General features: G+C 43.8%; 25 protein-coding genes. 18 read left to right on the forward strand and 7 right to left on the reverse strand.

What is annotated here, in order from left to right:
* Positions 1–43 precede the first annotated feature (43 nt).
* From AAAA78_RS00940 to AAAA78_RS00970, 7 genes are all read left to right on the forward strand, one after another.
* On the forward strand, positions 44–514 hold the full coding sequence (locus AAAA78_RS00940) for a hypothetical protein (RefSeq protein ID WP_340589867.1): 471 nt from the start codon (positions 44–46) through the stop codon (positions 512–514).
* Positions 495–1,481: a zf-HC2 domain-containing protein gene (locus AAAA78_RS00945; protein ID WP_340589868.1), complete on the forward strand. Its 987-nt coding sequence runs from the start codon at positions 495–497 to the stop codon at positions 1,479–1,481. The genes AAAA78_RS00940 and AAAA78_RS00945 overlap by 20 nt, the downstream gene beginning before the upstream one ends.
* A complete protein-coding gene (locus AAAA78_RS00950) occupies positions 1,478–3,445 on the forward strand; it encodes a HAMP domain-containing sensor histidine kinase (RefSeq protein WP_340589869.1) in 1,968 nt (655 codons plus the stop codon). The genes AAAA78_RS00945 and AAAA78_RS00950 overlap by 4 nt, the downstream gene beginning before the upstream one ends.
* Positions 3,446–3,477: 32 nt before the next feature.
* Positions 3,478–3,699 (forward strand): hypothetical protein, encoded by a 222-nt coding sequence (locus AAAA78_RS00955; protein WP_340589870.1) that lies wholly within the window; start codon positions 3,478–3,480, stop codon positions 3,697–3,699.
* An 89-nt stretch (positions 3,700–3,788) separates the two neighbouring features.
* Positions 3,789–4,520: a fimbria/pilus periplasmic chaperone gene (locus AAAA78_RS00960; protein WP_340589871.1), complete on the forward strand. Its 732-nt coding sequence runs from the start codon at positions 3,789–3,791 to the stop codon at positions 4,518–4,520.
* Positions 4,517–6,934 (forward strand): fimbria/pilus outer membrane usher protein, encoded by a 2,418-nt coding sequence (locus AAAA78_RS00965; protein WP_340589872.1) that lies wholly within the window; start codon positions 4,517–4,519, stop codon positions 6,932–6,934. The genes AAAA78_RS00960 and AAAA78_RS00965 overlap by 4 nt, the downstream gene beginning before the upstream one ends.
* Positions 6,931–7,854, forward strand: coding sequence for a spore coat protein U domain-containing protein (locus AAAA78_RS00970; protein WP_340589873.1), 924 nt, complete (start codon positions 6,931–6,933; stop codon positions 7,852–7,854). The genes AAAA78_RS00965 and AAAA78_RS00970 overlap by 4 nt, the downstream gene beginning before the upstream one ends.
* A gap of 54 nt (positions 7,855–7,908) precedes the next feature.
* Here the strand turns inward: AAAA78_RS00970 and AAAA78_RS00975 are convergent, their stop codons facing one another.
* The gene (locus AAAA78_RS00975; RefSeq protein ID WP_340589874.1) at positions 7,909–8,394 is read right to left on the reverse strand and encodes a hypothetical protein; all 486 of its coding nucleotides are present in this window, start codon (positions 8,392–8,394) and stop codon (positions 7,909–7,911) included.
* A gap of 253 nt (positions 8,395–8,647) precedes the next feature.
* Between AAAA78_RS00975 and AAAA78_RS00980 the strand changes: the two genes are divergently transcribed.
* Positions 8,648–9,262, forward strand: coding sequence for a hypothetical protein (locus AAAA78_RS00980; protein WP_340589875.1), 615 nt, complete (start codon positions 8,648–8,650; stop codon positions 9,260–9,262).
* Here the strand turns inward: AAAA78_RS00980 and AAAA78_RS00985 are convergent.
* Entirely contained in the window at positions 9,256–9,666 is a 411-nt protein-coding gene (locus AAAA78_RS00985) for a JAB domain-containing protein (protein ID WP_340589876.1), read from the reverse strand. The genes AAAA78_RS00980 and AAAA78_RS00985 overlap by 7 nt on opposite strands.
* Positions 9,667–9,800: 134 nt before the next feature.
* On the opposite strand from AAAA78_RS00985, the gene lpoB reads away from it, so the two are divergent.
* Complete coding sequence (gene lpoB, locus AAAA78_RS00990; protein WP_340589877.1) at positions 9,801–10,400, forward strand: penicillin-binding protein activator LpoB; 600 nt, start codon at positions 9,801–9,803, stop codon at positions 10,398–10,400.
* Positions 10,401–10,404: 4 nt separating this feature from the next.
* Positions 10,405–11,646, forward strand: a complete 1,242-nt coding sequence (locus AAAA78_RS00995) for a COG3014 family protein (protein WP_340589878.1) — start codon at positions 10,405–10,407, stop codon at positions 11,644–11,646.
* Here AAAA78_RS00995 and AAAA78_RS01000 read toward each other — a convergent pair whose 3' ends face one another.
* The 4 genes from AAAA78_RS01000 to AAAA78_RS01015 all read right to left on the reverse strand — a co-directional run bounded on the left by AAAA78_RS01000 (position 11,647) and on the right by AAAA78_RS01015 (position 16,272).
* Positions 11,647–12,501: an efflux RND transporter periplasmic adaptor subunit gene (locus AAAA78_RS01000; protein ID WP_340589879.1), complete on the reverse strand. Its 855-nt coding sequence runs from the start codon at positions 12,499–12,501 to the stop codon at positions 11,647–11,649. It lies immediately after the preceding gene.
* 4 nt (positions 12,502–12,505) lie between these two features.
* A complete protein-coding gene (locus AAAA78_RS01005) occupies positions 12,506–14,863 on the reverse strand; it encodes an ABC transporter permease (RefSeq protein WP_340589880.1) in 2,358 nt (785 codons plus the stop codon).
* Positions 14,860–15,573, reverse strand: coding sequence for an ABC transporter ATP-binding protein (locus AAAA78_RS01010; protein ID WP_340589881.1), 714 nt, complete (start codon positions 15,571–15,573; stop codon positions 14,860–14,862). Before AAAA78_RS01010 ends, AAAA78_RS01005 begins: the two co-directional genes overlap by 4 nt.
* Before the next feature lie 153 nt (positions 15,574–15,726).
* Positions 15,727–16,272 (reverse strand): polyhydroxyalkanoate synthesis regulator DNA-binding domain-containing protein, encoded by a 546-nt coding sequence (locus tag AAAA78_RS01015; protein WP_011162824.1) that lies wholly within the window; start codon positions 16,270–16,272, stop codon positions 15,727–15,729.
* Positions 16,273–16,325: 53 nt separating this feature from the next.
* Here AAAA78_RS01015 and AAAA78_RS01020 point away from each other — a divergent pair, with 53 nt between their 5' ends.
* The 3 genes from AAAA78_RS01020 (at position 16,326) to AAAA78_RS01030 (ending at position 19,890) form a co-directional block, all read left to right on the forward strand.
* A complete protein-coding gene (locus AAAA78_RS01020) occupies positions 16,326–17,030 on the forward strand; it encodes a hypothetical protein (RefSeq protein ID WP_340589882.1) in 705 nt (234 codons plus the stop codon).
* A 104-nt stretch (positions 17,031–17,134) separates the two neighbouring features.
* Positions 17,135–19,012, forward strand: a complete 1,878-nt coding sequence (locus tag AAAA78_RS01025; protein ID WP_340589883.1) for a tetratricopeptide repeat protein — start codon at positions 17,135–17,137, stop codon at positions 19,010–19,012.
* Positions 19,013–19,161: 149 nt separating this feature from the next.
* Complete coding sequence (locus AAAA78_RS01030) at positions 19,162–19,890, forward strand: hypothetical protein (RefSeq protein WP_340589884.1); 729 nt, start codon at positions 19,162–19,164, stop codon at positions 19,888–19,890.
* On the opposite strand, the gene AAAA78_RS01035 is transcribed toward AAAA78_RS01030, so the two are convergent.
* Complete coding sequence (locus tag AAAA78_RS01035; RefSeq protein WP_340589885.1) at positions 19,887–20,375, reverse strand: hypothetical protein; 489 nt, start codon at positions 20,373–20,375, stop codon at positions 19,887–19,889. The two genes, AAAA78_RS01030 and AAAA78_RS01035, sit on opposite strands and share 4 nt — an antisense overlap.
* Positions 20,376–20,524: 149 nt before the next feature.
* Here AAAA78_RS01035 and AAAA78_RS01040 point away from each other — a divergent pair, with 149 nt between their 5' ends.
* The 5 genes from AAAA78_RS01040 to AAAA78_RS01060 all read left to right on the forward strand — a co-directional run bounded on the left by AAAA78_RS01040 (position 20,525) and on the right by AAAA78_RS01060 (position 26,294).
* Complete coding sequence (locus AAAA78_RS01040; RefSeq protein WP_340589886.1) at positions 20,525–21,154, forward strand: hypothetical protein; 630 nt, start codon at positions 20,525–20,527, stop codon at positions 21,152–21,154.
* Between the two features lie 79 nt (positions 21,155–21,233).
* On the forward strand, positions 21,234–23,309 hold the full coding sequence (locus AAAA78_RS01045) for a PrkA family serine protein kinase (protein WP_295905628.1): 2,076 nt from the start codon (positions 21,234–21,236) through the stop codon (positions 23,307–23,309).
* Complete coding sequence (locus tag AAAA78_RS01050; RefSeq protein WP_295905627.1) at positions 23,309–24,406, forward strand: DUF444 family protein; 1,098 nt, start codon at positions 23,309–23,311, stop codon at positions 24,404–24,406. Before AAAA78_RS01045 ends, AAAA78_RS01050 begins: the two co-directional genes overlap by 1 nt.
* On the forward strand, positions 24,406–25,935 hold the full coding sequence (locus tag AAAA78_RS01055) for a SpoVR family protein (RefSeq protein ID WP_340589887.1): 1,530 nt from the start codon (positions 24,406–24,408) through the stop codon (positions 25,933–25,935). Before AAAA78_RS01050 ends, AAAA78_RS01055 begins: the two co-directional genes overlap by 1 nt.
* Positions 25,932–26,294 (forward strand): translation initiation factor, encoded by a 363-nt coding sequence (locus AAAA78_RS01060; RefSeq protein ID WP_340589888.1) that lies wholly within the window; start codon positions 25,932–25,934, stop codon positions 26,292–26,294. Before AAAA78_RS01055 ends, AAAA78_RS01060 begins: the two co-directional genes overlap by 4 nt.
* Positions 26,295–26,306: the final 12 nt, after the last annotated feature.

The following is a 26,306-nucleotide window of genomic DNA, read 5'->3' on the forward strand; positions in this document are numbered from 1 at the left end:
TGCTTCCAATTTTTGAACAGCTTCTCTTGTAAAAAAGGTGTCAATGACTGAGGCCGACGTACAATCTATCGCTTTGTTTTTCTACTTTGCTTTGCTCGATGATCAAAAAGCGATAGAGGCTTCATCTCAGGCTCTGGCCCTTGGTCGAGCTCGCAAACAAAGAAATCCTGACTTAAAAAATTCTGTCGCAATTGTGGCTGCCACCAAATCAGTGTGGGACCGCTACAAAGCGCGTGTAGCTCGCGGTCGTCCGAACACATCTGTTGAATCCGGTTGGTTGATTCCCGAAGGCTTAGATCTAGGCCCTTGGCGCGAATTTCAGAAATCGGCTTCCGAGGACGAGCTTTTAACTGTGATCTGGTCTAAAATTTTAAGAATTGAAGATGATGATATTTCAGAAGGCTTGGGGATTACTCAAGGTACGATTCGCTATCGTTTAGGAAGAGCGCTTCGTAAATTGGGAAGCATGACTCAAGGTGTGAGTAAGTTAAAGCATGGCTCAGCAGGAAAATAAAATTCCACTTTCCAAAAAAGGCAAAAGGGAGATTTCTCCTTTTATTGGTCATGAACTTCTTTATGACTATCTTTCTGGAAGTCTAGATAAAGAACGTCGCGCGGCCGTTGAAGATCACGTGAAATTTTCGCGAGACGCTCAATTGGACCTAACGAAAATTCAGAATGGTCAAACCTATGCGGAGCGATTGGCCGACACAGTGGTGTCTCAACCGATCATTGCGCAAATCAGTGCTCCTTCAAGTTATCTTTCAGTTCTTATGCAAAAATCCAACTTCGATAAATGGCCGCAAGGCTTGAAGTGGGGATTGGAAGCTCTTGTTGTCGTTGTCGCTATCGTGACTCTGCTCACTGTGACTCCATGGCAAAAAGTCATGCAGTTGGGCGTAGGAACGGGATCTAAAGAAGTTGTTTTGGCGGAAGTTTCTAAAAATACTTCATCAGAGCCCTCTCCGGCGATTGAAGAAAAACCTGAATTCGTCGATGAAGGCGTAAGCAAGGAAACTTCGAAAGAACACGGAAAAGAAACAGCGAAAGAAACAACCGTTGCTAAAACGACTGAAACTCCAAAAGCTTCACCGACGGCAGCAGCAACTGTTGCAGCGACAACCGCAGTTCCTAAAAAAGAAGAAAAAACAGCAGCGCCAGAGACAGCTCCAGCCGCAGCCTCTGGCGGATTTCTTTATCGTGGTGAAATTGCGGTGACTAATATTGATGTCATCGGTCCGAAGATCACTGAAAAAATCAATGAACTTGGCGGTCGTAAAGCCGGTTCGGTGGAACTTGGTTGGAAAAAAACTCCAGGCTCTATGTACTATCACTTCACAATTCCTGAAGCAAAATATCAGGATCTACTGACGTTCTTAGGAACTTATGGAAAACCTAAGATCGGTAAAGAAAAACATCCGCGCGTTATGCCTGACGGGATCGTGCGTATGATTATCACAGTGGATGAAGCTAAAAAGTGAAAACCCTAAGGAAGAAACCTAAAAGATCATTGCGTACGATCTTGATCGTTTGGTTTGTTCTTTTCTCTGTCGTTCCTCTGGCCTTCGTTACAATTTATTCGATGGTGAAGTATGAAAAAGCCATCGACCATGAGTTATCCCAACGTTTAAGTGGCAACGCCCGTGAAATCGAGTTGGTTCTTTCAGATTTACGCGCAAGCCTTCAACAAAAACGCGATAAGTACATTCGTGATCCAAGTTTGATTTATCACGTGACCGTTGGAGACGGCGCGACGATTCGTTCCCTGACTTCACAGTGGATTAAGACGGATAATATTTCTAGTCTCACGTTCTTTGATCGCGAAGGCCGCATGCTCGCTTCTGTTTTTAAGGATGACAAAGACAATGTGCGCAGTTTCGTGCCTGTTCAAGACGCCGTATTTTTATCCGCGAAATACATGGCGCAAGTGAAAGATGAAAAAGAAATCGCACTTGCAGAGTTCGGCGAAAATCAAAAACTCAATCTCATCCTCATTTCCAAGATCACAGGAGCCGGGGGACGCTCTGTCGGTTATGTGGAACAGATTGTGGATTTAGATAAAGCCTTTGCTAACAAAATGAAGAACCGCCTGAAATTGGAGCTGATCGTGTTTAAGGAAGGCGGTCAGGTTGTGGTGGCAAGCCATCCGGATTTTTATCTCTATAAAAAAGATTTCTTTAAGCCTTATTTCCGTCCTGGTGCAGAGCCCTTCTTTGATTTGAATGTGCGCACAACTCCTTATGGATTTTTAATTTATCCGATTGATTGGGGTATCACTAAATTCTACGTGGCACTCGGAGCTTCAAAAAGTGAAGCGAAAGCCGTTCTTAAGAACGTAAACTATGCGTTTATTACGGTCGTCGGTGCCGTCATTCTACTTTTGATTCTAACAATTCTTGTGACTTCAAGCTGGGTGTTGAAGCCGCTCTATGATTTGGTAGAAGCCCTGCAATCTTTCGAGTCACAAGAACAGTTAGTCACCATTCCCGTAAAAAACGATACAGAGATTGGCCTTCTTACTGAATCTTTCAATGAGATGAGTAAAAAAATCTGGCAAGCGCGTTCGGATCTTCGTAAAAAAATCACGGAACTAGAAGCTGCCAATAAAGAACTCAAAGATACGCAAACAAAACTCGTTCACTCAGCAAAAATGGTCAGCTTGGGTCAACTTGTGGCAGGTGTTGCGCATGAGTTGAATAATCCGATTGGATTTATTTACAGCAATATGACTCATCTTAAAGAGTATTCAGAAAAATTGATTGAGCTTGCGGAAGTCGCTGAAAAAGATCCTCCGAAGCTACATGCTCTTAAAGAGGAATACGAATTTGATTACATCGTTAAGGATCTTCCGAAACTGGTAGCGTCTTGCCAAGACGGTGCACGCCGCACGCGTGACATTGTTTTGGGCTTAAGAAATTTCTCTCGTTTGGAAGAGGCAAAACTGCAAGAAATCGACGTTCATCAAAGTCTCGATACAACGCTCAATCTTTTGCAGGGGGAAATCAAAAACCGTATTGAGATTCACAGACAGTATGAACCAACTCCATTGATTCACTGTTATGCAAGTCAGATCAATCAGGTCTTCATGAACATTCTGTCGAATGCAGTTCAGGCCATTGAAGGCACGGGACATATTTGGATTTCAACGACAGCTTTGAAAGACTACAAAGGCTCCAAAGATCGTCGCGGTTGGGTGCAAGTCTCAATTCAAGACAGCGGCAAAGGCATGTCAGCAGAGACTTTGGAGAAAATTTTCGATCCATTCTTCACCACTAAAGGTGTGGGGCAGGGAACGGGTCTTGGACTGAGTATTTCTTACGGTATCGTGCAAAATCACGGGGGAGAAATTCAAGCGCGCTCGGAAGTGGGCGTGGGCACTGAGTTTATCGTGATTATCCCTGTTTATCCGCCCATCCAAGAAAAGAATCCTCAACCTTTGGCCTAAAGCTTTCGTCTAGATTCTCCGAGAAGTTTGATATGAAGCTTCTGGGATGCGTTCTTATTACTCTCGGTTCCTCAACAGTCTTTGCTAAAAGCAAAAGTCTTTATCTTGCAGGAACAGTTCCCCTCCGTGCAGAAGTCAGCATTGAGACTTCTAAAGAGGGCTCTGCCAAAGTTGTTTCGAAAAGTTCTCCAGAGCTCAAAGTAAAAATTCAAAAACGCTCGCCAGCTTCCATCGTTGAGGTCTCTGCACCTTAAGAATCGTACCTATTGCCTAAAGGCTAGTTGTTCATATTCACCCAAAATGGCGATATTCGCGTCGTCATTCTTCGCATAACCTAAATTATATGATCAAAAATCTGTTAAGAGGCTTAGTTCCTCTGGCTTTTATTCTTCCGAGCGTTTCATTCGCGTTTCGTCTTTCTCCCATGGTCATCCGCTTTTCCCCGACCGGTTCCGGAGCTACACAGGTTCTGACTTTGGAAAATCCCGGTGGAGAAAAAACGCCCATTCAAATAGAAGCTTTCACGCGTACTGAAAATGAAAAGGGTGAAGAGGTTCGAAAAAAAACGGATGACTTCACGATTTATCCAGAACAAGTCGTCCTTCTTCCTAATGAAAAAAGAAACGTGCGTGTGACTTGGTCGGGCGACATCAATGCCACTGAAAAATCGTATCGCATTATTGCTTCGCAACTTCCGGTGGAATTCCGGGACAGAAATTTCAAACCCAAAAAAGCGGGCGTAAATCTAAATTTTCTTCTTCAGTATGTTGCTTCGGCGTATGTGACGCCCGAAGGAGCTGTGGCGAAAATAAAAGTGAAAGATGTAAAACATATCGATGCAAAAAAGATTTCCGTCACAGTGGTGAACGAAGGAACAGCACACAAAGTTTTAAAAGTAAAAAAACTTAAACTCTTTGCCGGAGACAAACTCGTTTCTGAAATCGAAAATCCTAAAGAGTTCGATAGCATAAATTTACTTCCAGGTTCGCAAAAAAATATTACCGTTGTTTCGTCAAAAGAAGTCACAGGTTCTCCTTCGCGTGGAGAGCTGGAGCTTGCGGAGATCGGTGATTGAGATATTTTCTAAGTCTCATCTTAGCGATGTTGCTTCCGTTCATTTCGGCATTTGCTCAAGGGCCTCGTCCGGCTTTGGCGAAGCCTTATTTGGTGGCACCGTTATTATTGGATGGAACTCTTCTTGGAGAGGCTTGGATTTTTCCACGTGACGAAAAGAAATCTTTTTCAATTGAAGCAAGGCCTCTCTTAGAAGGTTTGCGCCCCACACTCAAAGAAGATCTTTTTAAAAATCTTGAAAAAAGAGTCAACCCCGAAGGCGTTCTGAGTCTTTACGATCTGGAATCTTCAGGTTTAAGTGTGCGTTTTGATGAAAACTCTTTAGAAATGCATTTGGACTTGCCGCTCAAATATCGTAAAGGCAGTGACTTGAATTTGAATTATATGGAAGGAACGGAGCAAACGTTTCTTCGGCCGACGGCGCAAAGTGGTTATATTAACTTACGCGCGCAGCAGTCTTATCAATATGGTAATGCCGTTGAAGATCAAAAACTTCCTGCGACAGGACACGTGGATTTTGTAGAAAACGTGCATGGTGTTGTTTTGGAATCTATGGCGGATTATTTAGAACACGCCGATCATCCATGGAAACGCCAAGACACACGTCTTCGCTATGACGATGAAGAAAGCATGATTCGTTATACTTTGGGTGATTTGACCTTGGGATCTCGTGGATTTCAGGTGTCTCCGAATATCGCGGGTCTTTCGGTTGTTAAAGAATTTTCGATTCAGCCTTACAAGACTCTTCGTCCTCTAAGCAATACGGAGATCGTGATCAAGCGTCCTTCACTTGTTGAGATTTACGTGAATGGATTTTTATTCAGCCAAATTCGTCTGGCCCCAGGAATTTTTAACATCCGTGATTTTCCTCTGGCATCAGGTCAGAACAACGTCAAAGTCAAAATTCGCGACGACCTTGGACAAGAAGAGACATTTGATTTTTCCGTTCTGTTTGAAAATACGCTTTTAGGTAAAGGTGTGCATGAATTTTCATACGCCATCGGTTTGCCTTGGACCGAGTCGGGTGCCGACCGAGCTTATGATAACAAGGCAGCTCTAGGAACTGTGTTTCATCGGATGGGGCTGAGTGACCAAGTGACTTTTGGTTTAAACTACCAAAATTATTTATCTCAGGCTCTCACGGGAGTTGAATTCTCTGGAATTGCAAACTGGGGATATCTGTCTGTTGAAGGGGCTTACTCTACTCAATCTTCGCAAGTGGAAGGTTATGCCGAACGGCTGCGCTATCGCAGTTTAGATCGTATGTTTGGTCAAGACGTTCCGGTGGTGTTGACGTTAGAAGCGGAAAATCGCGATAAACAATTCTCCCCAGTATCAGTTCTGAACTTGGGAATCATCAATTATCTGCGTCGCTATGATGGACAATTGAACTTCCGCATTGGCGGAGCCTCGGTGTTTGGTATTGGAGCTGGTTCCCTTGAAATACCTTCAGGCGAAGATCAAAGAGTTTATCGAGCGAATTTTATTACGCCATTGAACCTGCAGACGCGTTTGGAGTTGAGTTACAATAAAACAGTTGCAACCACGGGCGACGAAAGGTTTTTTGTTTCAATTTACTGGAATGAAAGCCAAGGAAAGTACAGTGCGAGTGCTTACTACGATTCTCTTCAAAAAAGTTCGAATGTGGCATTTAACCGCAATAACCTTTACAAGTATGACGACTTTCGCGCCACGGCCTCTGTTTCAAATACAGAACAAAATACCTCGGGAAATCTTTCAGCAGAGTATTTGGCACAACCTTTCAGTGTCCGCTTAGAACACTACACTCTCCACCAAAACGGAGAAGACACAAACACTACAGGTCTGGGAGTCAACACTGGCTTTGCATGGGTAGGCTCGCGTGGAGCATTCACGCAACCGATCAACGATAGCTTTGTTCTTTTGTATTCTGAAAATCTTCCACCGGGACAAGAACTCGTTGTTAATCCGCGAGGCAAGCGTGGCGATGCGCAACTTGGCCCGCGTCACACGACCGTTCTGTGGGATCAATCAGCTTATTATAAGAATACAGTGAATGTTGATTCTACTTCATTGCCTGTCGGCTACTTGTTGAGCAAAGAGTACTATGGCACTCAACCAACATATCGTAGCGGTATTCTTATTGATTTGAATTTAAAGAAAAAAGTGATGGTCAAAGGAAGAATGAAAAATGCCAGGGGTGAAGCTTTAGCTTTCTTTGCCGGTGACGTTGTGAACTCTCAAGGACAGTTGGTCGACAATAATTTCTTCACAAATAAAAACGGTGGCTTCCTCATTGAGGGCCTTGAGCCGGGCGAATACAAAATCATGACAGATCACGCTGAATATGGTCCGATCACTTTCAAAGTTCTCGATACGGCGATAAACCAGCAAGATCTTGGTGAGGTGATTGTAAAAGAGGAAGGAAATCCATGAGACATTTTGCCTTCGTCCTTCTTTTAATTTTAGTAAAACAAACTTCGATGGCAGCGGAATGCACGAATATGCAATTTCAGACGGCGCAGACGAATATTGATTTTACGACGTCTTTAACAGTACAGCCCACAATAACCGTGAAGGCAAACACCCATCCGGGGCCTTGTGACTTCTTTATAACTTTTGATTATGGTACTTCCACATCAGCGACAGGCCGAAGCTTGAAAGCCGGAAGCAGTCAGTGGCCTTTTCAACTCTATAAAAATTCTTCAGCGACACAAATTTTAAAGAGGTTTCCGAATGTCTCCAGCAATAGCGATGTCGTCACTGGATATTTAGCGGACGGAAGCAGTGATCGGCAGGTGAATGTTTCTTATTGGGCGATTTTAAATACCACAAATCCCTGGCTGCGTTTCGGAAACTACACCGAAACAATCACGGCGAATCTTTATCGTGGAACGATTTCAAGTTATACCTTCGTGGAATCTAGAAGTATCTCATTCAATTACAATGCTCCGAAACGTGTGGATATATCCTTGGTCGCGACAGGTGCGGCTTTCAATATTAACGACACGACCGAGACTATGAACTTCGGAACTATTTCTTCGGGAGCAAGCCGTAGTGCAGACGTCATTGTAAAATACAACGCGGGTTACACTCTTTACGCTTCGTCGGCGAATAACGGAAGACTTAAGCACCAAACGCAAAATCAATATATTCCATACTCGATCACGTTCAGAGGAACTTCCGTAAATCTCAATACTTCTTCATCATCCCCCGTGCAGGTATTTAGAGAGTTTGGAACTTCTCCAGCCAGCGGTTTGGTGATTCCGGTCACGGCAACGATTGGGACAGTTTCAGTTTCGCAAACAGGAACCTATCAGGATACGATCACCCTCACGGTGCAGTCCTCAGAATAAAAGAAGACCCGCTTTTTTAGCAGGCCTTCTAAAATACCCTATTGATAATTTCAATTAGTTAGCAACGATAGCAACAGTCAATGTATCTTGGTAAGTACCCGCTGGAGCTGTAGAGTATGCAGTCACTTCAGCAACAACGTCTGAAGTATCGTTCGTTAAACCAGTCAATGAAGTCACGTTTTTAACCATAACGCCTGCCACTGTTGGTGTTACAGCTGTTGCACCGTCATAACCAATTTTGTAACTTGTTTTCTTAGTAGCATCAGCTGTGTTTCTCAATTCGCCACCCGTTGCTGAAGAGATATAGATTTTATAACCAGCCAAGTTATTAGAAGTTTCAGCAACTGAAGCAACGTTTTTACCCGTTTCGCCAGCTACGATATTCAAAGTCGTGTTGTTTGTGCCATTCGCAGTAACCACAACGTCATTGATGGCGTTGACAGTACCTTGAAGTAAAAGAGTGCCTGAGCTTGCAGCCATAGCTGTGCTTCCAAGGGCTAGAGTGGTCATAACTGCGGTTGCAAGTTTTGTGATATTCATTTTGGGGATCCTTTCGATCATTGCAATTGGTTAATCCATTTTTCACCGAATCTTTACTTCACGAGGTATGCCACGTATTAAATCGTTTATATTTAAGACGGAGGCGCAGAGGTCTGATCAGGATTTTTACAAACTTGCAAAAAAGGCTTAACATCACCCGTCCGGAGTATGTTCTTTCGATCAAAATGTCTCAACAGGATACGAGAAGACCTCTTTTTCTTAAGAATGTCTCGGAAACGCCGATAAGGCCTTTATGACGTCCCAGAAGTCTAATAAGGAAAGATCCATGTTCTTCGCCTTGCTGCTCTTTATTGGAGCGGCAGGATTGATCTTTGCTTATCTGGGAGCTGAAGATCCAAAGCCTAAGGTGGTTGGACCTGCGCCGACGGCGAAATCAGAAAAGTATGAAAAGTCCGTGAACAGACACCTGATGTTCACAAATGAAAAGATGGAGTTGGAACGCCAGCGCATGCAAGTGGAAAACGCTCGCTTACTCAATACCGATTTCAATTCTACTCAACCGCAAAGAGCTTATCAAAACGAAAACCATTTGGATCTTTCCTCGGATACTCGCGCTCAAGAGTTGGCCAATGAATTAGGGCGTGGAGAAAAACAAGAAGAATATGCAACTCCTCACGATGTCGTTCAGAGAGAGCTTTTCAATGCTCAGCAAATGCGTGAATATTCGCAAGCCTACAAAGAAGAATACGCACGCCAGTTTGTAGAAAACGCACGCCGTGGCGGTTACAAAGTTATATTAAGTGAAGATCTCACTCGTGTGATTTCTGTGACTCCACTTCGTAATCCAAGCCAATCAGTGAATACGAACATGCAGTTGTTCGGTTCTGGCAGTGAAGCTCTTCAGTAAAGATACAGATCCTTATTCTTCTTCCATTTTTTAAAATGCCCGTGATCAGCCATGCTGTAGTACTGCGTTTTTGTCATGACGATGTGATCGTTGAGAGGAATTTGTAGAAGTACTGAAGCCTGATGAATTTTTCGAGTAAGAATAAGATCTTGTTCCGAGGGGAGCACTTGGTCACTGGGATGGTTGTGCGCCATGATAAAAGAACTCGCGTTGCACAATATGAGAATTCTAAAAATATCTCGCGGATGTACCAGGCAGTGATCTGCCGTGCCACGAAAAACCATTTCAATTTTAATAGCTTCCATTTGTGAGTTGAGTGCAATCAGCCACACTTCCTCGGCATAAGGATTGATTTGTGCGCGGAGACATTCAAAAGCTTGGAGACTTGAGGACACTTCAGACATGTTTTTTTCAAGTGCAAATTAAACGTGTTTCCAGAGACGAAATAAAGCGTTTCTAGAGGTCGGTTTGGGACTTGCGTGTCCGAAAACATCGACATAGACTTTGGGGGTATGTCCCTTAGGGGTAGGAAGGTATTATGAAAAAGAATCTTACATTGGCAGCTCTTTCTCTTTCTTTTTTAGCGGTAACAAGTTGCGGTCCTAAAGCGTTTGTTAAGGGTCAGTACGATGACGTGAATCGTGAAAACTTGATGAACGACCAGTGGTCTGAGACTGATATGCAAAAAGCAGTTGCCGATCTTGTCGCAAGCTTGATGCAATCTCCAGCGATCAACCAAGCTAAAAAAATGCCAGTAGTGATGGTGACGGGTTTGCAAAACAAAACAAGCGAACACATCGACACTCAAAGCATCATGGACATGGTTCGTGTTGAACTTATGAAATCAGGTAAAGTCGGTTTCATCGATAAAGAGGCTCGTCAAGATATCGCTGATGAATACAACTATCAAAACTCAGGCATGGTGGCAGACGAATCTAAAAAAGGCCCAGGTGGCCAAGTTGGAGCTGACTTCATCATCAACGGACGTTTGGATTCCATCGTTCAAGAAGTTGGAAAAGACAAGTCTGTATACTACAAACTGACTTTGAATTTGACGAATCTAAAAAGCAGCATGATCACTTGGTCTGATCAAAAACAAATTCGTAAAACATTTAAGAAAAAATCTATTGGTCTTTAATTAAATGAAACGTTTTTCACAAAGACTCACGCCTGTCGTGGGTCTTTTTTTTCTTCTAAATCTCTTAGGGTGTGCGACTTACCAAAGCAAAGTTCAAAGCGCACGCGAGGCCCTGTCTCGTCGTGATTTTGATAAAGCTCTGACGGAGCTAAAACCCTTGGCGGAGAAGGAAAATGACGACCAACTGGTCTATCTTTTGGATTACGGAGTGGCTTTGCAAGTCGCCGGAAAACTCAAAGAAAGTAATGAGATTTTTTTAAAAGCCGACCGCTTGGCTGAAATGGTGGACTACCAGTCTGTCTCTCGTATTGCGGGTTCTTTAGCCTTGAATGAAGAAATGGTTCAGTACAAGGGCGACACTTTTGAAAAGATCTTTATTAACGCGTATCTTGCGATGAATTTTTTAGAGATGGGCCAATTAGATGATGCCCTCGTAGAGGCCCGTCGTATCAATGAAAAATATCTTAAATACCGTGCAGATGAAAAGAAGGCTTTTGAACTCAATTCGTTCAGCAAATATTTGTCAGCGGTGATTTGGGAAGCCAGCCGCAATTACGATGATGCTTACATCGCTTACAATGAAGCATATAAAATTGATCCAACGATTTCGACCATTCACGAAGACTTGATTCGGTCGGCAAAACTTGCGCGTCGTATGGATACCTATCAGAGTTGGAAAAAACAGTTTCCTGAAGTGAAGGAACAATCTTCTTGGTATGAAAAAAACCTGGGCGAGCTTGTCGTGATTTATCAGCAGGGGTGGGGACCAAGAAAGGTCGCGAGCCCCAATGAATATCGTTTTCCCACGTTGATGCCGACGTACAGTGAAACTCAGCAAGCGCGCGTAGATATCGAACAAAAATCTTATTTAAGTCGCGAAGTCTATGACGTGCAAAAAGCGGCTATCGAAACTTTGCGTGATGACCAGGGGATCCTGATTGCAAAACGCATTGGCGGTATCGCTACAAAAGCGGTTCTTTCGGATCAAGTACGACAAAAGAACGAACTCTTGGGAAGTCTTACTTGGATCGCTTTAAATGTCGCCGATCGCGCGGATGTACGTCAGTGGTCGACGTTGCCACAGACAATTCAAATGATTCGCATCCCACTTGCGGCGGGAAAATATAAATTCAATATCGAAGGATTAAACTCTTCCGGCGGATACACGACGGAGAGTCTTGAGAATCAGGAAGTCGAAATCAAAGCCGGACAAAAGAAATTCATCGTCTGGCGCTCGTTAAAGTAATTATTTTTGTATTCGAATCTTGGTGCCCTCGTGTATTTGGTCACCAGGAAAAAGAATGACCTCTTCGCCTTCCTGCAATCCACTTTGAACCAAAGCATCAGTTTCATTCTTTTTTGCAATAGACAAGGTTTTTAATCGTGCGCGTTTGTCTTTGACGACATAAACGGCCCAATTGTTTTCTTGCTTGAATAAGGCCCCTAGTGGAACTGTTAAAACATTGTTGGACGTGTATAGAGTGATGAAAAGTTCCACGTGAAAGTTATCGCCAATGCGGGCGTTGGGCCGATTGATGAATTGAACGTAAACTTCTGTTTTTTCTTCTTCAATTCCTAAGGCAGAGAGTTTCATAAACCCTGCACGACTGATCCGGCTGACTTTGGCCTCCACAGCTTCTTCATTGCCAATGCCGGTAACTTTTGTTTCTGCCCCTTCGGGAATTCTTACGGCATCTGTGGTTAAAACCTCAGCGACAATCTCCAGGTTGTCTGGATCGATAACATCAACAATGGGCTCACCTCTTAAAATGGGCCCTGCAGATTCACGATAGACCTTAGAGATAACGCCGGTCATGGGGCTGACGACATCTTTTCTGATATCCCAGAATAAAGTTGTGATTCGTTGTCCTTTTTCAACATTGTCTCCGACTTGAAGATCCACGCGTTCTAAGTCGCCAGTGGCGTATGCTACGACGGTCATTTTTGTTTTGGATTTGATGGTACCATCGACGCGAAGATGTTCTTCAAAAGATCCCCGCTTTACCAAGGAGGTTTGCACAGATACAGGTTGCTCTCGAAATAAGATCCAGAGACTTACCAGCAAAAGTATACACAAAGCTCCGTACACGAATTTTTTCATGTGTTTACTCCCGAGCTTTCAGAGCTTCTGTCATGCTGAGGGATCGAACTTTGGTAAGTAAAAACCAACCCGTTAGAAAATAAGTTAACACAATAACGGTAACGGCGAGAGCGTAAGTTTTAATGTCAATTACCAGTGGAAAATTAAACGTGTCAGTGTGGATCCACTTAGTACTGAGGTAAGACAAACCATAACCCAGGAAAAGTCCCGGTGGTAAAGCAAGACACACTTGGATGCCCATTTCCAAATAGAGAATCCGAAAAACTTCCGGCGTTTTAAAGCCCATAATTCTCATGCTGGCCAACTCCCAGGCCTTTTCGGAAAGATTGATGCGAGACATGTTAAATAAAACGGCTCCCGAGATTGTGATGGCAAATGCCACAAGGATCATGGTGAATGTCAATATCATTCCTGAAAGAGTGGCGTTGAAACTTTCAAATAGAAGTCTTTTTACGGTCACGGAGGCCACTTCAGGAAATTGTTTAAGCCGGATGTAGATCTGTTCCGCCATGCCTGGGTCCATGCGTGCATAGACGGAACTGATGCTGGGGGTTTCTGAAATCCAGTGATGTAGATCAGTCCTTGTCGCGTAAATAGAGGAACCTACAATGTCATCAACAAATCCTCCAACAACGGCGGAAAAATCGGGATGACTTTTGTCGGCCAGCTCAAAGGTTACGGTATCACCTTCTTGAAGACCGAACTTCTTTTGAAAGTAGGCGCTTAACAGCACCTGACCATCTTTGAATTTTATGGGTTCTCCCTGACGATTAAGAATACGCCGCAATGTTGAAACTCCATCGGGCGAAGCAATCACGGAATCTTTTTTAAAATTTTTAAAATGCAGTCTGACTGGAATGGACCGGACACCTTCGACCATGAAAATTCCAGGAATTCTTTCGATTTCAGAAAGAACGTCCAGCTTCCGGGGATGATTAAAATTGATTTCTAAATCCTCGCGTTGGCTTTCTTGAAACTGTCTTTGGATGACAAAATCGATGATGTCGGACCAAAAACTTCCGTTTACCAAAATCGCGGTGGAAGCACAAATGCCAAGAATAGAAAGAAAGGATCGCCAGGGACGCGAAAGAATATTCCTCAGAATTATTTTAACCTGAGTTTTTCTGGAGGCAATCAAACCTTCTTTTTCTAAAAAGCTGCGATGAAACCTTGATGGTGTTGGGGGACGCATGGCTTCGGCGGGATTTAGGGCAAAAACCTCTAGCAGAGAAAAAGAAGAAGCGAGCCAACCTGGAACTAAGCCTGCGACGATGCCAAGAAGAATAGCCTGGCGCGAAAGTGAGAAGCTGATCTGAGGAAATCTGAAATAACGTTCGTATAAAACCGCATACCATTCTCCAATACCTTGTGCAAAAAGGATGGAAGGCAGAATGCCCAGAAGTAAAATAATGGTGACCAGTTTCCAATAATAAATAATTAGTTCCCTAGAAGAATACCCCAAGGATTTAAGTGCCGCGATCTGTGTGCGTTGAAGTCCGATCAACCGACTCATGACCGTGTGAAGTATAAAGGCCGCGACGACAATAAAAATTCCGGGAACAACTGAAGACATGGATTTTTGTTGTCGAATTTCATCTTGAACAAAAAGATGACTGATCTGGCGACTGCGATCGTAAGATCCGACACTGCCATAGGGTGCAAGCAGAATGTCGAGACTCTTTTGCGACCTCTCAAGACTGGCTCCAGGCGTGACTTTGACGACAAGACTGTTAAAAGCGCCTTGCATATCAGACAATCTTTCAAGGTCTTCGTGAAGCATCCAAAGAACTCCGAAGTGCAAGTCGTCAGGGAAAAGTGCCACCGGGCTGAGGGCGTAAACGTATTCAGGAGACAAACCAATACCGGACACTTGCAGACGTCGTTTTTGTCCTTTCAAAGAAACAAAAAAGGAATTCCCAGGATTTAGATGATGGGCCTTAGCAAAACTTTCGTGAACCAAGACTTCAATAGTGCTGCTTTTCTCAGGCCAACGGCCTTGGCGAAGATATATTTTGTTAATCAAAGAGTTTGGTGAGTATGAAATGAAACGCCCTAAGGCGGGTTCTTTTTGACCGGGAATATCTAGCAGAGCATCTTCGACCAGACGTCCCTCGGCGATGTCGACCCCGTCGATATTCCGGATGGATTTTATCAGACTTTGCGGAGCACGGACCACATCTGCAAAGAGATCTGCAAATTGATATTGTTCATAATAAGAGTGTTGGGTTTCACGCAAAGAAGTATAAGCGCTCCACGAAGCAACTAGGACAGTGACCCCGCAAGCGACAAGAATCGCCATCGTGATAATTTGGATGCGAAGAGTTTTAAGATCGCGAAGAAGTTTTCTGGAGAGGGCCTTCACCAAAAAACCTCATCAATATGAACTTTCTGAGAGTTTATCTGTTGTTTGATAATCTTGCCGTCCCCAAGATATAGAACGCGATCTGCAAGTCCTGCGATGGCAGAGTTGTGGGTGATAACAACAACCAAAGTTCCCAACTCCCGGTGGACTTTGTCGATGGCTTGCAAAACAAGTTTCCCAGTCTGTAAATCCAATGCGCCGGTAGGCTCATCACAAAGAAGAATTTCAGGACGTTTTGCGATGGCGCGAGCGATGGCTACGCGCTGCTGTTCACCTCCCGAAAGTTGGGATGGAAAAAAGTCTTTTCGTGGTTCAAGACCCACTAAGCTTAGTGCTTCCACGGCACGGAGAGGATTGATGGAAATATCTGTGACTAACTCTACATTTTCTTGCGCGGATAAGTTGGGAATGAGGTTATAGAACTGAAAGACGAATCCAACATGGTCTCTTCTGTATACTGTCAGATCTTTGTCCGAGGCTCCTGTCAAAATATGATCTTTATAGCGGACATCACCAGAGGAAGGAGTATCCAGTCCTCCGAGAATATTAAGCAAAGTGGATTTTCCGCTTCCTGAAGCACCTAAGAGGACAACGAATTCCCCAGCGAAGAGTTCAAGATCAACGCCACGAAGAGCTTCAATTCTGACTTCGCCCATCAGATATTCTTTTTTTAAATCATGACTAATAAGAACAGGTACGGAGGAGGCCATGTCTGTCTCCATTCTGCTTCTTGAAATAGTAATTCATGCGTGGCTAAGCGCACTTTAAATAGAAGCAATGTCTGGAGATAAGAGGTGGAGGGGAGATGAAAATAAAAAAGGCTCCTTGCGGAGCCTTTTTACGTTTGAAACTGTCAAACTATCTTAGTTGTTCAACAAAGAAGTTCCAGGAAGGTTTGGAGTTTCGTCGTCTTGTTGAAGACCTGGAAGAACAGTCGCTTTTTCAGCAGCTACTTTTGCAGTAGTGTCTGTGTTGTAGCGAGTAGCAGCAGTTGCTACGCGGTTTTCCAAGTTTTGTTTTACGCTGTCAGTAGAAGCGTTTTCAACAACTGTGTTTACTTGTTGCTTAGTCATGTAGTCCTGAGGGAACGCGCCAAGCTTAGCCAAGTAACCAGAGATGCTTCCGTTACCGTTCTGGATGATTTCGCGAAGTGTGAAAAGAGGAGCGTATTGAGATGCTTTCTTTTCTGCTTCGAAAATGATCTGAGTCAAAGTAGCAGCAGTGATATCGTTTTTAGATTTATTATCGATAACCATTACTTCTTCATTTGTACGGATCATTTTAGCGATATCGTCCAAAGTCACATAGCAGCTTTGTTGAGTGTCGTAGAGTTTGCGGTTCTGATAGCGCTTGATGATTTTAACTTTAGAATTTGGCTTCGATGTCATTGTTTCGTTTTGGTTGATCAAAGTGCCTCCCAATTTGAAATTTCCCCAAAGTCTCAAGGAGATATAAGTGCCTTATGATTCAGCGTCCCCTTGCAGATGGGCGCAACCTATCCCTGCCGCCACCCCTTGTCAAGGGGTCCTCAAATCAAAAGAAAAGACTCCAGGCGTCAACGATTACGCAAATAAGCATTCGTTTTCCGAACTTTTACAGACCTTTGTCTAAAGTTTTCTCGAAATTAGGCCGAAATGTACTTAAATGGCCTTTCTTTGCGGGAAGAAATTTAATGAAAAATGAAGAAAAACAAGAGTTTAAGTCATCAGGTGTCCTGGCGCTGTTAGGATTGGTTGGCTTTTCGACGGCGATCATTGCGACCCCTTGGAACCGTCAAATGCAGGACTCTCGTATAGAAACTGCCCGCCAAAAGGCCGAAGTTGTGGGTTACCAGGTTGTGCAAATATATCGCGAGGCATCAAAATCACACCTGCATTCTAACAAGGTCACTGGCCGCAATCCCGCGTCTGTTGAGGAAAGTAAGGGAATTAACCCCGAAAATCTCCGTAGTACCGGAACTATGGGAATAGACCCCTGGGGGCAACCCTACCATTACAGAATTCTATCCACGGATTCTTTAGGCAGAGTGCGCATTCTTGTTTGGTCAGCTGGCCCGAATCAAAAAATCGAAACGGCTGACTTGGACAACGAAGACGCCGCTGTTAAAGAGCAACCTGTTTATTCTGGGGATGATATGGGGGTCCTTTTGAGCATGGCTCAGAATTAGGCAGTCCTTATCACGATTTAAGTCGCGATGAGGTCCTGTCTCAGCATTGTCTCATCAAGAAATTCTCAAAAAAAACCGATCAGCCTAGTGACCAAGGAGATTAAATGTTTCCATACACTAGGGCCGCGATATTACTCCCGCTTCTAACAACTCTCACAGCTTGTGCGACTTTCACGTCGAATGACTCGGACAAAGCTCCTTATTACGAAGCTTCTTTTGATGATAAAAATAGAGCGCCCGCTTCTTTTGCTCCTTCGGTCGTTGCACAAGATGGAAGTGGCACTTTGGATCCTCTCTACATGCGCACTCAAGCGGATTACTACTTCGCGATGGGTGAAGCCTACAGTCTTGATGGCAATTCGGCAAAAGCGGTTGAGTCTTTTAAGATGACCTTGGTTTACGATCAGGAATCTCCAGCGGTGAACATGCGTTTGGCGGCGGAGTACTTAAAGCAGGGTTTGATTTCTGAGTCTTTGGCGCAAGCTGAAGAAGCCGTGAAGAAAGATCCGAAGAGTGTTGACGCTCACTTGTTGGTGGGTGGTTTGTACTCTTCATTGAAGCTTTATCCAAAAGCATTGGCGGAATACAACACTGTGATGAAGTTGCAGCCAACGAACACAGAGGCGCCACTTTACATTGGTGCTTTGTATTCAGAGCAAAAGCAATCCGACACAGCAGTAAAGTATTTTGAATCCTTGGCGAAAAATCCGGATTATACGACACCGTATCTTGCTCACTACTACATCGGTCGTGTGCGTGCGGAACAACCAGAGGCAAAATATCAAAAGGCTGCAGAAGAGTCTTTCAAAAAGGCTTTGCAGTTAAAACCTGATTTTGTCGACGCGGTTCTTTCTTTGGGAATGCTTTACACAAAGCAAAAGAAAGAAGACAGAGCGATTGCAATGTATCGTGAGTATCAAAAAGAAAATACTCCAAGCCCTAAGATCGCAGAAATCTTGGCGCAAACTTTCATTGAGCGTGGCGACTACGAAAAAGCCTATGAGCAATTGGAAGTGGTGGAGAATGAATCTGATGAGCCGCTCAATGTTCGCATGAAGATGGCTTTGATTTTGATTGAACAAAAAAAATACGACCTTGCAGCGAAGAAATTGGAAGATGTTCTTAAAGACGCTCCGGATTCTGACAAAGTTCGTTTTTACTTGGCAGCAGTTTACGAGGAAACTCATCAGCACGAAAAAGCGGTGAAGGAATATCGTAAGATTCCAGTATCAAGCACTTACTACGGTGAGTCCGTTGTGCATGCAGCTTACTTGCTTAAGGGTTTGAATAAACTTGATGAAGCATTGGAAGTGGCAGCGAAAGGTTTGAAAGACCGTCAAGATCAGCCACAAGTGTATGCAATGTATGCTTCTTTGTTGGATGAAAAGGATGACTTCAAAGGTGCTGCGAAAGTTTTAGAGCAAGGCCTTGAGAAGTTTGCTGACAACGCCCAACTTCGTTTCTACTACGGTACTATCAATGATCGTCTTGGTAACAAAGATGTGGTTGTGACTGAAATGCAAAAAGTTTTGGAACTTGATCCAAACCACGTGCAAGGTATGAACTACTTGGCCTTCACTTGGGCTGAGATGAATGTGCATCTGCCGGATGCGGAGAAGCTTGCTCGTCGCGCTTTGGAGTTGGAACCTAAAGATGGTTACGTACTAGATACTTTGGGATGGATTCTTTTTAAGCAAGCGAAGTTCACAGAGTCGATCAAGTTTTTAGAGGCCGCTCACAAGTACCAATCAACGGTGAGCATTATCGCTGAACACTTGGGTGACGCTTACTATAAGCAAGCGATGGTAGATAAAGCGAAGAAGATGTATCGTAAAGCCGCTGATCTCGAGACTGACAAAAAGAAAGTCGAAGAGATCCGCAACAAGATCTTCGCGATCGAAAAACAAGAGCTGACAAATCCACGTTTGCCAGCTTCAACGACCGATGTTCCGATTGCGGAACACGCGACTCAAGATAAATAATAATTAAAACCAAAAGACCCCTCGGAAACGAGGGGTCTTTTTTATTTAAAGTGACTATTCTCAAGTTCTGCTGGGACCTTCAGTGAGTTAAAGCCTAGCTTTCATTTTTGTGTGAATTCTTTTTGAAAATTTCCTGCAAACCTTGGTGCATGAAAAAATATATTGTGTCCTCAATGCTTCTTTTGATTTTCGCAGGCTGCAGTTATCCGCAAAGTTTAGTGGGATTGGACGCTGGCGATTCTTCTAACAGTTCGTCCCCTTCGGACCAAAACTCTCAAACCCTGGACCCGGGAATAGAAAGTGCTTCTCTGAAGATTCTTTCTAATAAATGTTCTTCCTGTCACGCGCAGAGCAGTGGTCCGGCCGGTGTGTATGGCCTGCAAAGTGTTCAGCACATGGTGGCTGCGGGTTTGATTTTGCCTGGGAATGCAAATGCTTCTCCCTTGTTTGTAGAAATTCTGAATAATTCGATGCCACCGGGACAACCGTTGGCTGCCGCAGATAAAGAAACTTTGCGGGCATGGATTAATCGAGGCTCTTCAAATGTAGAGCCAACGCCGCCAACACCACCGCCGCCTGCTCCAGGTCCTGTGCCTCCGGTGGTGAGTGGGCCTGAGCCGACATTTAGTTATTTGAAATCAAATGTAATTGGTCCAAAATGCGCGAGTTGCCATTACACCGGTCACACGCGGGGTGGATATGCATTTGATACTTATAAAAATGTTTTAAAGGCTGTGAGTAAATCCAAGCCTGAAAGCAGTGTGCTTTACACGATTTCGCGCAGTGGGCAGATGCCTCCACGCTCTAATCCGCAGTTAAGTTCTGAAGAGTTGAACTTGATTTTGGATTGGATCAAAAAAGGTGCATTAAATAATTAATTCGGCACTTGCAGCAGCCCTGTCTTTTTCATCTCGATGAAAGAAAAATGGCTGCTGAAGAAAAGTAAGGGCAGTATTACGAGAAGACCGATATTCCATGCAAAACCTGAAAGTACTAAAAAAAGGCTTAAGTAGAAACTCAGAATAAAATACAGCTTAAAGTTTTTGAGCGAAGCCATGCCTGCAATATCGATGGCTTTGGCAATGCCCACGTTATCTTCAAAGCGCAGGCGCAGGGAGTGGCTTAAGACTAAGTAAAAATAAACGGCGATCATCAAAAGTCCCCATGCTGTGGGAACGGCGACGAAAAAGCCTTGGGAGCTTTGTATAATTCCCATTGAAGATCCCACAAGAACACTGGTGGGGAACAAAATAACACTGACAATAATAAAAGCGGGAAGGGCTTTTTTTAAAAAAGAAATGTCCTTCCAGTTTTTTCCGGCAAGCCATTGCTCTGTGGCGTGTTGGAAAATTAAAAGAATCAAAGAAATAAAGAAGGCACCTACATAAGGAAGATAGCGGGTTAAAAGCAGGAGCACACTGGCCGCAGCTCCCAGCGCAAGGCTTTGTTGCCAATGGCTTTTTAGGTGATTCAAGGCTTGTTTAAAAGAATTCATTTCTCTATGCTAAGGCAATGAACACAAGGATCAATCACTTTCTCTTCGGAATTCTACTAACCGCTTTTGTTTCTGGCTGTGTCACTAAGACAGTGAAGGAAGGAGCCTATCAGAAGGCTCAATGGGAAACCAAAGCACTGATTAAGGATCAAAGAGAAAATAAAACTCAGTCACTCAGTATAGATATTTATGCGATTAAGAATGAACGAGCACGTTTGGAGATAACGGCGTTATTGGGATTTCAAGTTGCGAGTCTTGTGATGAGCCCTTCAGAAATCTCTTATGTCATTTATCCCCAAAAAACTTTTTTTTATGGAAGAAACTCAGATCGCGCTTTCACACGAATGATCGATCTTCAGTTACATCCGATGAATCTGACAAATATCGCATTTGACGAACCGGTGCGTGGACCCGGATGGAAATGTAGTTTGGACCACACAGGTTTCATCTCTCAATGTGAGAATTCACAGAGAGGAATTCGCGTGAATTGGTTAGATCGAAAAGAAGGTCAAAAGAAAGTCGTTATTACGGCCCCGCAATTCGAAATGCAGTGGCATTTCTCTGCACCCCAGACGGAGGTCCAGTTCAAAACAGACCTTTTCACTTTGAAACAACCGACAGGATTCAAAGCAATACAAATAAATTAAATTCCTCGTTAACCGTCTAGGATTGAGGCATAATCTAAAGAATGTGGGTGTGTGTCACCAAGCACCCCGAGGAGAGATTATGGCCTCTAAGATTGATCTTCATTCGTTGGTCACCAATTGGCAGAACTCAAGCACTCAAGCTAAAGAGCATTGGAGTGGCTCCTTCGAAGAGTATCTTGATCTTGTAAAACAAAATCCAAAAATTACGCGAAATGCTTACCAACGCATGTATGACATGATCGTTGAAGAAGGCACAGAGACGTATATCGATTTCAAAAAAGAAGTCGTTCGCTATAAATTTTTCGACGACATCCACAACAACGGTAAAGACGCGGTCTTCGGACTTGATGTTCAACTGATGAAGTTGGTGAATGTTTTAAAAGCGGCGGCTCTTGGTTACGGAACCGAGAAACGTGTGATTCTTCTTCACGGCCCGGTGGGAAGTGCGAAGTCCACAATCTGCCGTATGTTGAAAAAAGGCCTTGAGCGCTATTCGCACTCGAAAGAAGGCGCGGTTTACACATTTGAATGGATCGATGAAAAACTGGAACTTGATGGAATTCTTGGCAAGGGAGTGAAAGCTTTCCCATCGCCGATGAATGAGGAACCTCTTCTTCTGATTCCAGAAGAACTGCGTCCTCAGGTGTTCGAGTCCATCAATAAAGGACAAGAAGGTTCATACCGCGTGCAATTAGAAGGAGAGCTTAGCCCTCCTTCTCGTTTTATCTTTAAGTCTTTGATGGAAAGATACCAAGGCGATCTGATGAAAGTTCTTTCGCACGTGCGTGTGAAGCGTCTGTTCATCTCCGAAGCTGACCGTATCGGTATTGGTACTTTCCAACCGAAAGATGAAAAGAACCAAGACTCAACAGAGTTAACTGGTGATATCAACTATCGTAAGATTGCTGAATACGGATCTGATTCAGATCCTCGCGCATTTAACTTTGACGGGGAGTTCAACGTTGCCAATCGTGGAATGATTGAATTCGTCGAGGTTTTGAAACTTGATGTCGCATTCTTGTATGACCTTTTGGGTGCATCTCAAGAACACAGAGTTAAACCTAAGAAGTTTGCGCAAACTCATATCGATGAAGTGATCATCGGTCACACGAATGAACCAGAGTACCGTCGTCTTCAAGACAACGAATTCATGGAAGCCCTTCGTGACCGTACTGTGAAAATTGATATTCCTTACATCACTCGTTGGAGAGATGAGATTAATATTTATAAGCGTGATTTCAATTCGCAAAAAGTGCGTGGCATCAGTATCGCGCCTCACACGGTTGAAATGGCGGCGATGTGGGCGATCCTCACTCGTTTGGAAAAACCTAAGAAAGCAAACCTCACTCGTTTGCAAAAACTAAAACTTTATAACGGTAAAACTTTGCCGAATTATACAGAAGACAACGTGCGCGAGCTTCGTAAAGAAGCCAATCGCGAGGGTCTTGAAGGTATTTCGGCTCGTTATATCCAAGATAAACTTTCAAATGCCTTGGTGGCGGCCCAGCAGTCCAACAAAGGTTCTGTGAATCCGTTCATGGTGTTTAAAGAACTTGAATCGGGTCTCAAAAATCACTCGCTCATTTCGAGTGAGGAGTTAAAGACCGAGTACAAGGAACTCTTGGGCGTTGTGATGCAAGAGTACGAAGAGATCATCAAAGCTGAAGTGCAAAGAGCGATCAGCGCCGATGAAGGTGCAATGCAACGTTTGACTGCGAATTACATTGATAACGTCAAAGCGTACACTCAACGCGAAAAGGTTCGTAACCAGTTTACTGGTAACGATGAAGAGCCAGATGAGCGTTTGATGCGTTCTATTGAAGAGAAGATTGAAATTCCTGAATCTCGCAAAGACGATTTCCGTCGCGAGATTATGAACTACATCGGTGCTTTGGCTTTGGAAGGCAAGAAGTTCAATTACAAAATGAACGAACGTCTTCATAAAGCAATCGAACTAAAACTCTTTGAAGATCAAAAAGACAGCATCAAGTTGACAACTCTTGTGAGCAATGTGGCTGACAAAGATACTCAAGAAAAAATTGATATTGTTAAAACCCGTCTCATCAAGGACTTCGGGTACGATGAGATCTCTGCGACAGACGTTTTACACTATGTTGCAAGTATCTTCGCTCGAGGGGACGTAAAGAATAAATAATGTCGATACGTGAAGACCACAACAGATTTAGAGAGATCGTTAAGGGCAAGGTCAAAGAAGACTTACGCAAATACGTCTCTCAAGGTGAGATGATCGGGAAGCGTGAAGACGAATTCGTAAAAATTCCGCTTCCTCGTATCGATATTCCAAACTTCCGCTACGGTCCCAAACAACAAGGTGGGGTCGGTCAAGGCGAGGGTCAACCCGGTCAAGACGTGGGTGACCCAGGTGAAGGTGGACAAGGTCAGGCTGGTGAAGCTCCGGGGGAGCATCTTCTTGAAGTCGAACTGACGATGGAAGAACTGGCTGACATCTTGGGCGAAAAACTTCAGCTTCCGCGCATTGAACCTAAAGGTTCCAAAAACATTGATTCGATGAAGACGAAATTCACGGGACTTGCTCCGGTGGGACCTGAAGGTCTTCGTCACTTTAAGTCTTCTTATAAAAGAGCTTTAAAACGCATGGTGGGTTCAGGAACTTACAATCCTGAAGAGCCGCTCGTTCTGCCGATCCGCCGTGATATGCAGTACAAATCGTTTAAAAAAGTTCAGCAACCGCAAACACAAGCGGTTGTGATTTATATGATGGACGTTTCTGGAAGTATGGGTGACGAGCAAAAAGAAATCGTTCGTCTTGAAAGCTTCTGGATCAATACGTGGTTGAAAAAACATTATAAGGGTCTTGAGACAAGATTCATTATTCACGATGCCGCTGCAAAAGAAGTAGATGAAGACACTTTCTTTAGAACCAGTGAATCGGGCGGTACATTGATCAGCTCGGCTTATAAACTTTGCCAAGAGATCATCGAAAAAGATTATCCGGTGGCCGATTGGAATATTTATCCCTTCCATTTTAGTGACGGTGATAACTGGTCTGGCGAAGACACTCGTCTTTGCGTAAAGATGCTGACAGAGTTCTTCCTTCCTAACTGCAACGTCTTCAGTTACGGGCAGGTAGAAAGTAAATACGGAAGCGGTCAGTTCTTAAAAGACCTGCAAAAAGAATTTGGTTCTGACGAAAGACTCACTCTGAGCCAAATTGAAAGCCGCGATAAGATTCTCGATTCAATTAAGGATTTCCTCGGCAAGGGGCGCTAATGGCTAACTTAACTCCCGAATTAGAAGCAGAAAGAAAAAGAATCTGGCAAATCGCAAAAGATGCGGGGCTGGATTGCTTTGAAACGATTTTTGAATTGATCACTTACGATCAAATCAATCAGTTCGCGGCTTACGGTGGATTCCCTGTGCGCTATCCGCATTGGAAATTCGGGATGGAGTACGAGCATCTTTCTAAGAGTTACGAGTATGGCCTTTCAAAAATTTACGAAATGGTGATCAATACAGATCCTTGTTACGCGTACCTGATGGAAGGAAACGCGATGATGGATCAAAAACTCGTGATGGCTCACGTTTATGGTCACTGTGATTTCTTTAAGAACAATATTTGGTTCTCAAAAACAAATCGCAAGATGATGGATCAAATGGCGAACCATGCGACACGTATTCGTCGTTACATGGATCGCCATGGGCAAGATGTTGTCGAAAATTTTATCGACGTGTGCTTGAGTCTTGAAAACTTGATCGATCGCTACAGTCCTTATGTGGAAAAGTCTGTGGCTAAACCTGAAGAGCCGCGCGCAGCTCAAGAACCGAATTATTTGCTAAGAGTCGACCGCTCTTACATGCGGGACTACATTAATCCCCCTTCATTTGTTGAAGAACAACGTCGTAAGGCGGAACAAGAAGCGCAAGAAAAAGCGCAGCGTTTTCCAAGTGAGCCTGAAAAAGATATTTTAAATTTCTTTATTCACTATGCGCCACTCACTGATTGGCAGCAGGATGTGCTTTCGATCATTCGGGATGAGGCTTATTACTTCTCTCCTCAAGGTATGACAAAAACCATGAATGAGGGATGGGCTTCTTACTGGCACTCCAAACTCATGACGACAAAGATTTTAAATGATTCAGAGATCATCGACTTTGCGGACCACCACAGCGGTACGATGGCGATGGCTCCGAATGGATATAATCCTTATAAAGTCGGTATTGAACTTTTCCGCGATATTGAAGAGCGCTGGAACAAGGGTCAATTCGGCCGTGAGTGGGAGCAGTGTGACGACGTTCGCGAAAGAAAACACTGGGATAAAAAATTAAATCTTGGTCGCGATAAGATCTTTGAAGTTCGTAAAGTGTGCAACGATGTGACTTTCATCGATCAGTTCCTCACAGAAGACTTCTGTGTGCGGAACAAATTGTTCGTTTACAAGTTTAATAAGAAAACGGGCAAGTTTGAAGTTGATACCAAAGACTTTAAAGCTATCAAAGCGCAGTTGTTGTTCCACATGACGAACTTCGGTCAGCCGATCATTCGCATTGAAGACGCCAACTTTGAAAATCGTGGAGAGCTTTTGTTAACTCATCTCCATGAAGGCATTGATATGCAGCCGGATTTTATGAGTGAAACTTTGAAGAACGTTTTCAAAATCTGGAAACGACCGGTGAACATAGCGACTGTGATGGATGAAACCCCGCAGCTTTTTAGATTCGACGGAAAGGAGTATACACAGCACAAGCTGGGTGAAGGCCCAAGCCCGAATCCTTCGAATCAAGAAAGCTCAGGATCATGAAGAATACTCGCTTAGTTTTTAGTACCGATCCCAAAGACAATATTAAATGTCATCAGTGCAAAGAATTGATGGCGGAATGTCGCTGTCGTCCTGAGGATTCTGTTAAAGAAGGACAATTCACTGTTATCTTCCGCCTTGAAAAGGGCGGCAGAGGCGGGAAAACGGTCACTGTCATGGATGGCTTTCCTCGCAACGAGGATTATCTCAAAACGCTCGCTAAGGAACTTAAAGCGAAATGCGGTGTTGGTGGTACTCACATTTTGTCGGAAAAAAGTGGCATCATCGAAATTCAAGGTGATAAAAGGGATCAGCTGAAGAAGATCCTTGACGGAAAGCATATCAAATATAAGGGTGTTTAAAACTGGACCCCG

Origin of the sequence: Bdellovibrio sp. BCCA (assembly GCF_037996825.1) — a bacterium.
Taxonomy (GTDB): domain Bacteria; phylum Bdellovibrionota; class Bdellovibrionia; order Bdellovibrionales; family Bdellovibrionaceae; genus Bdellovibrio.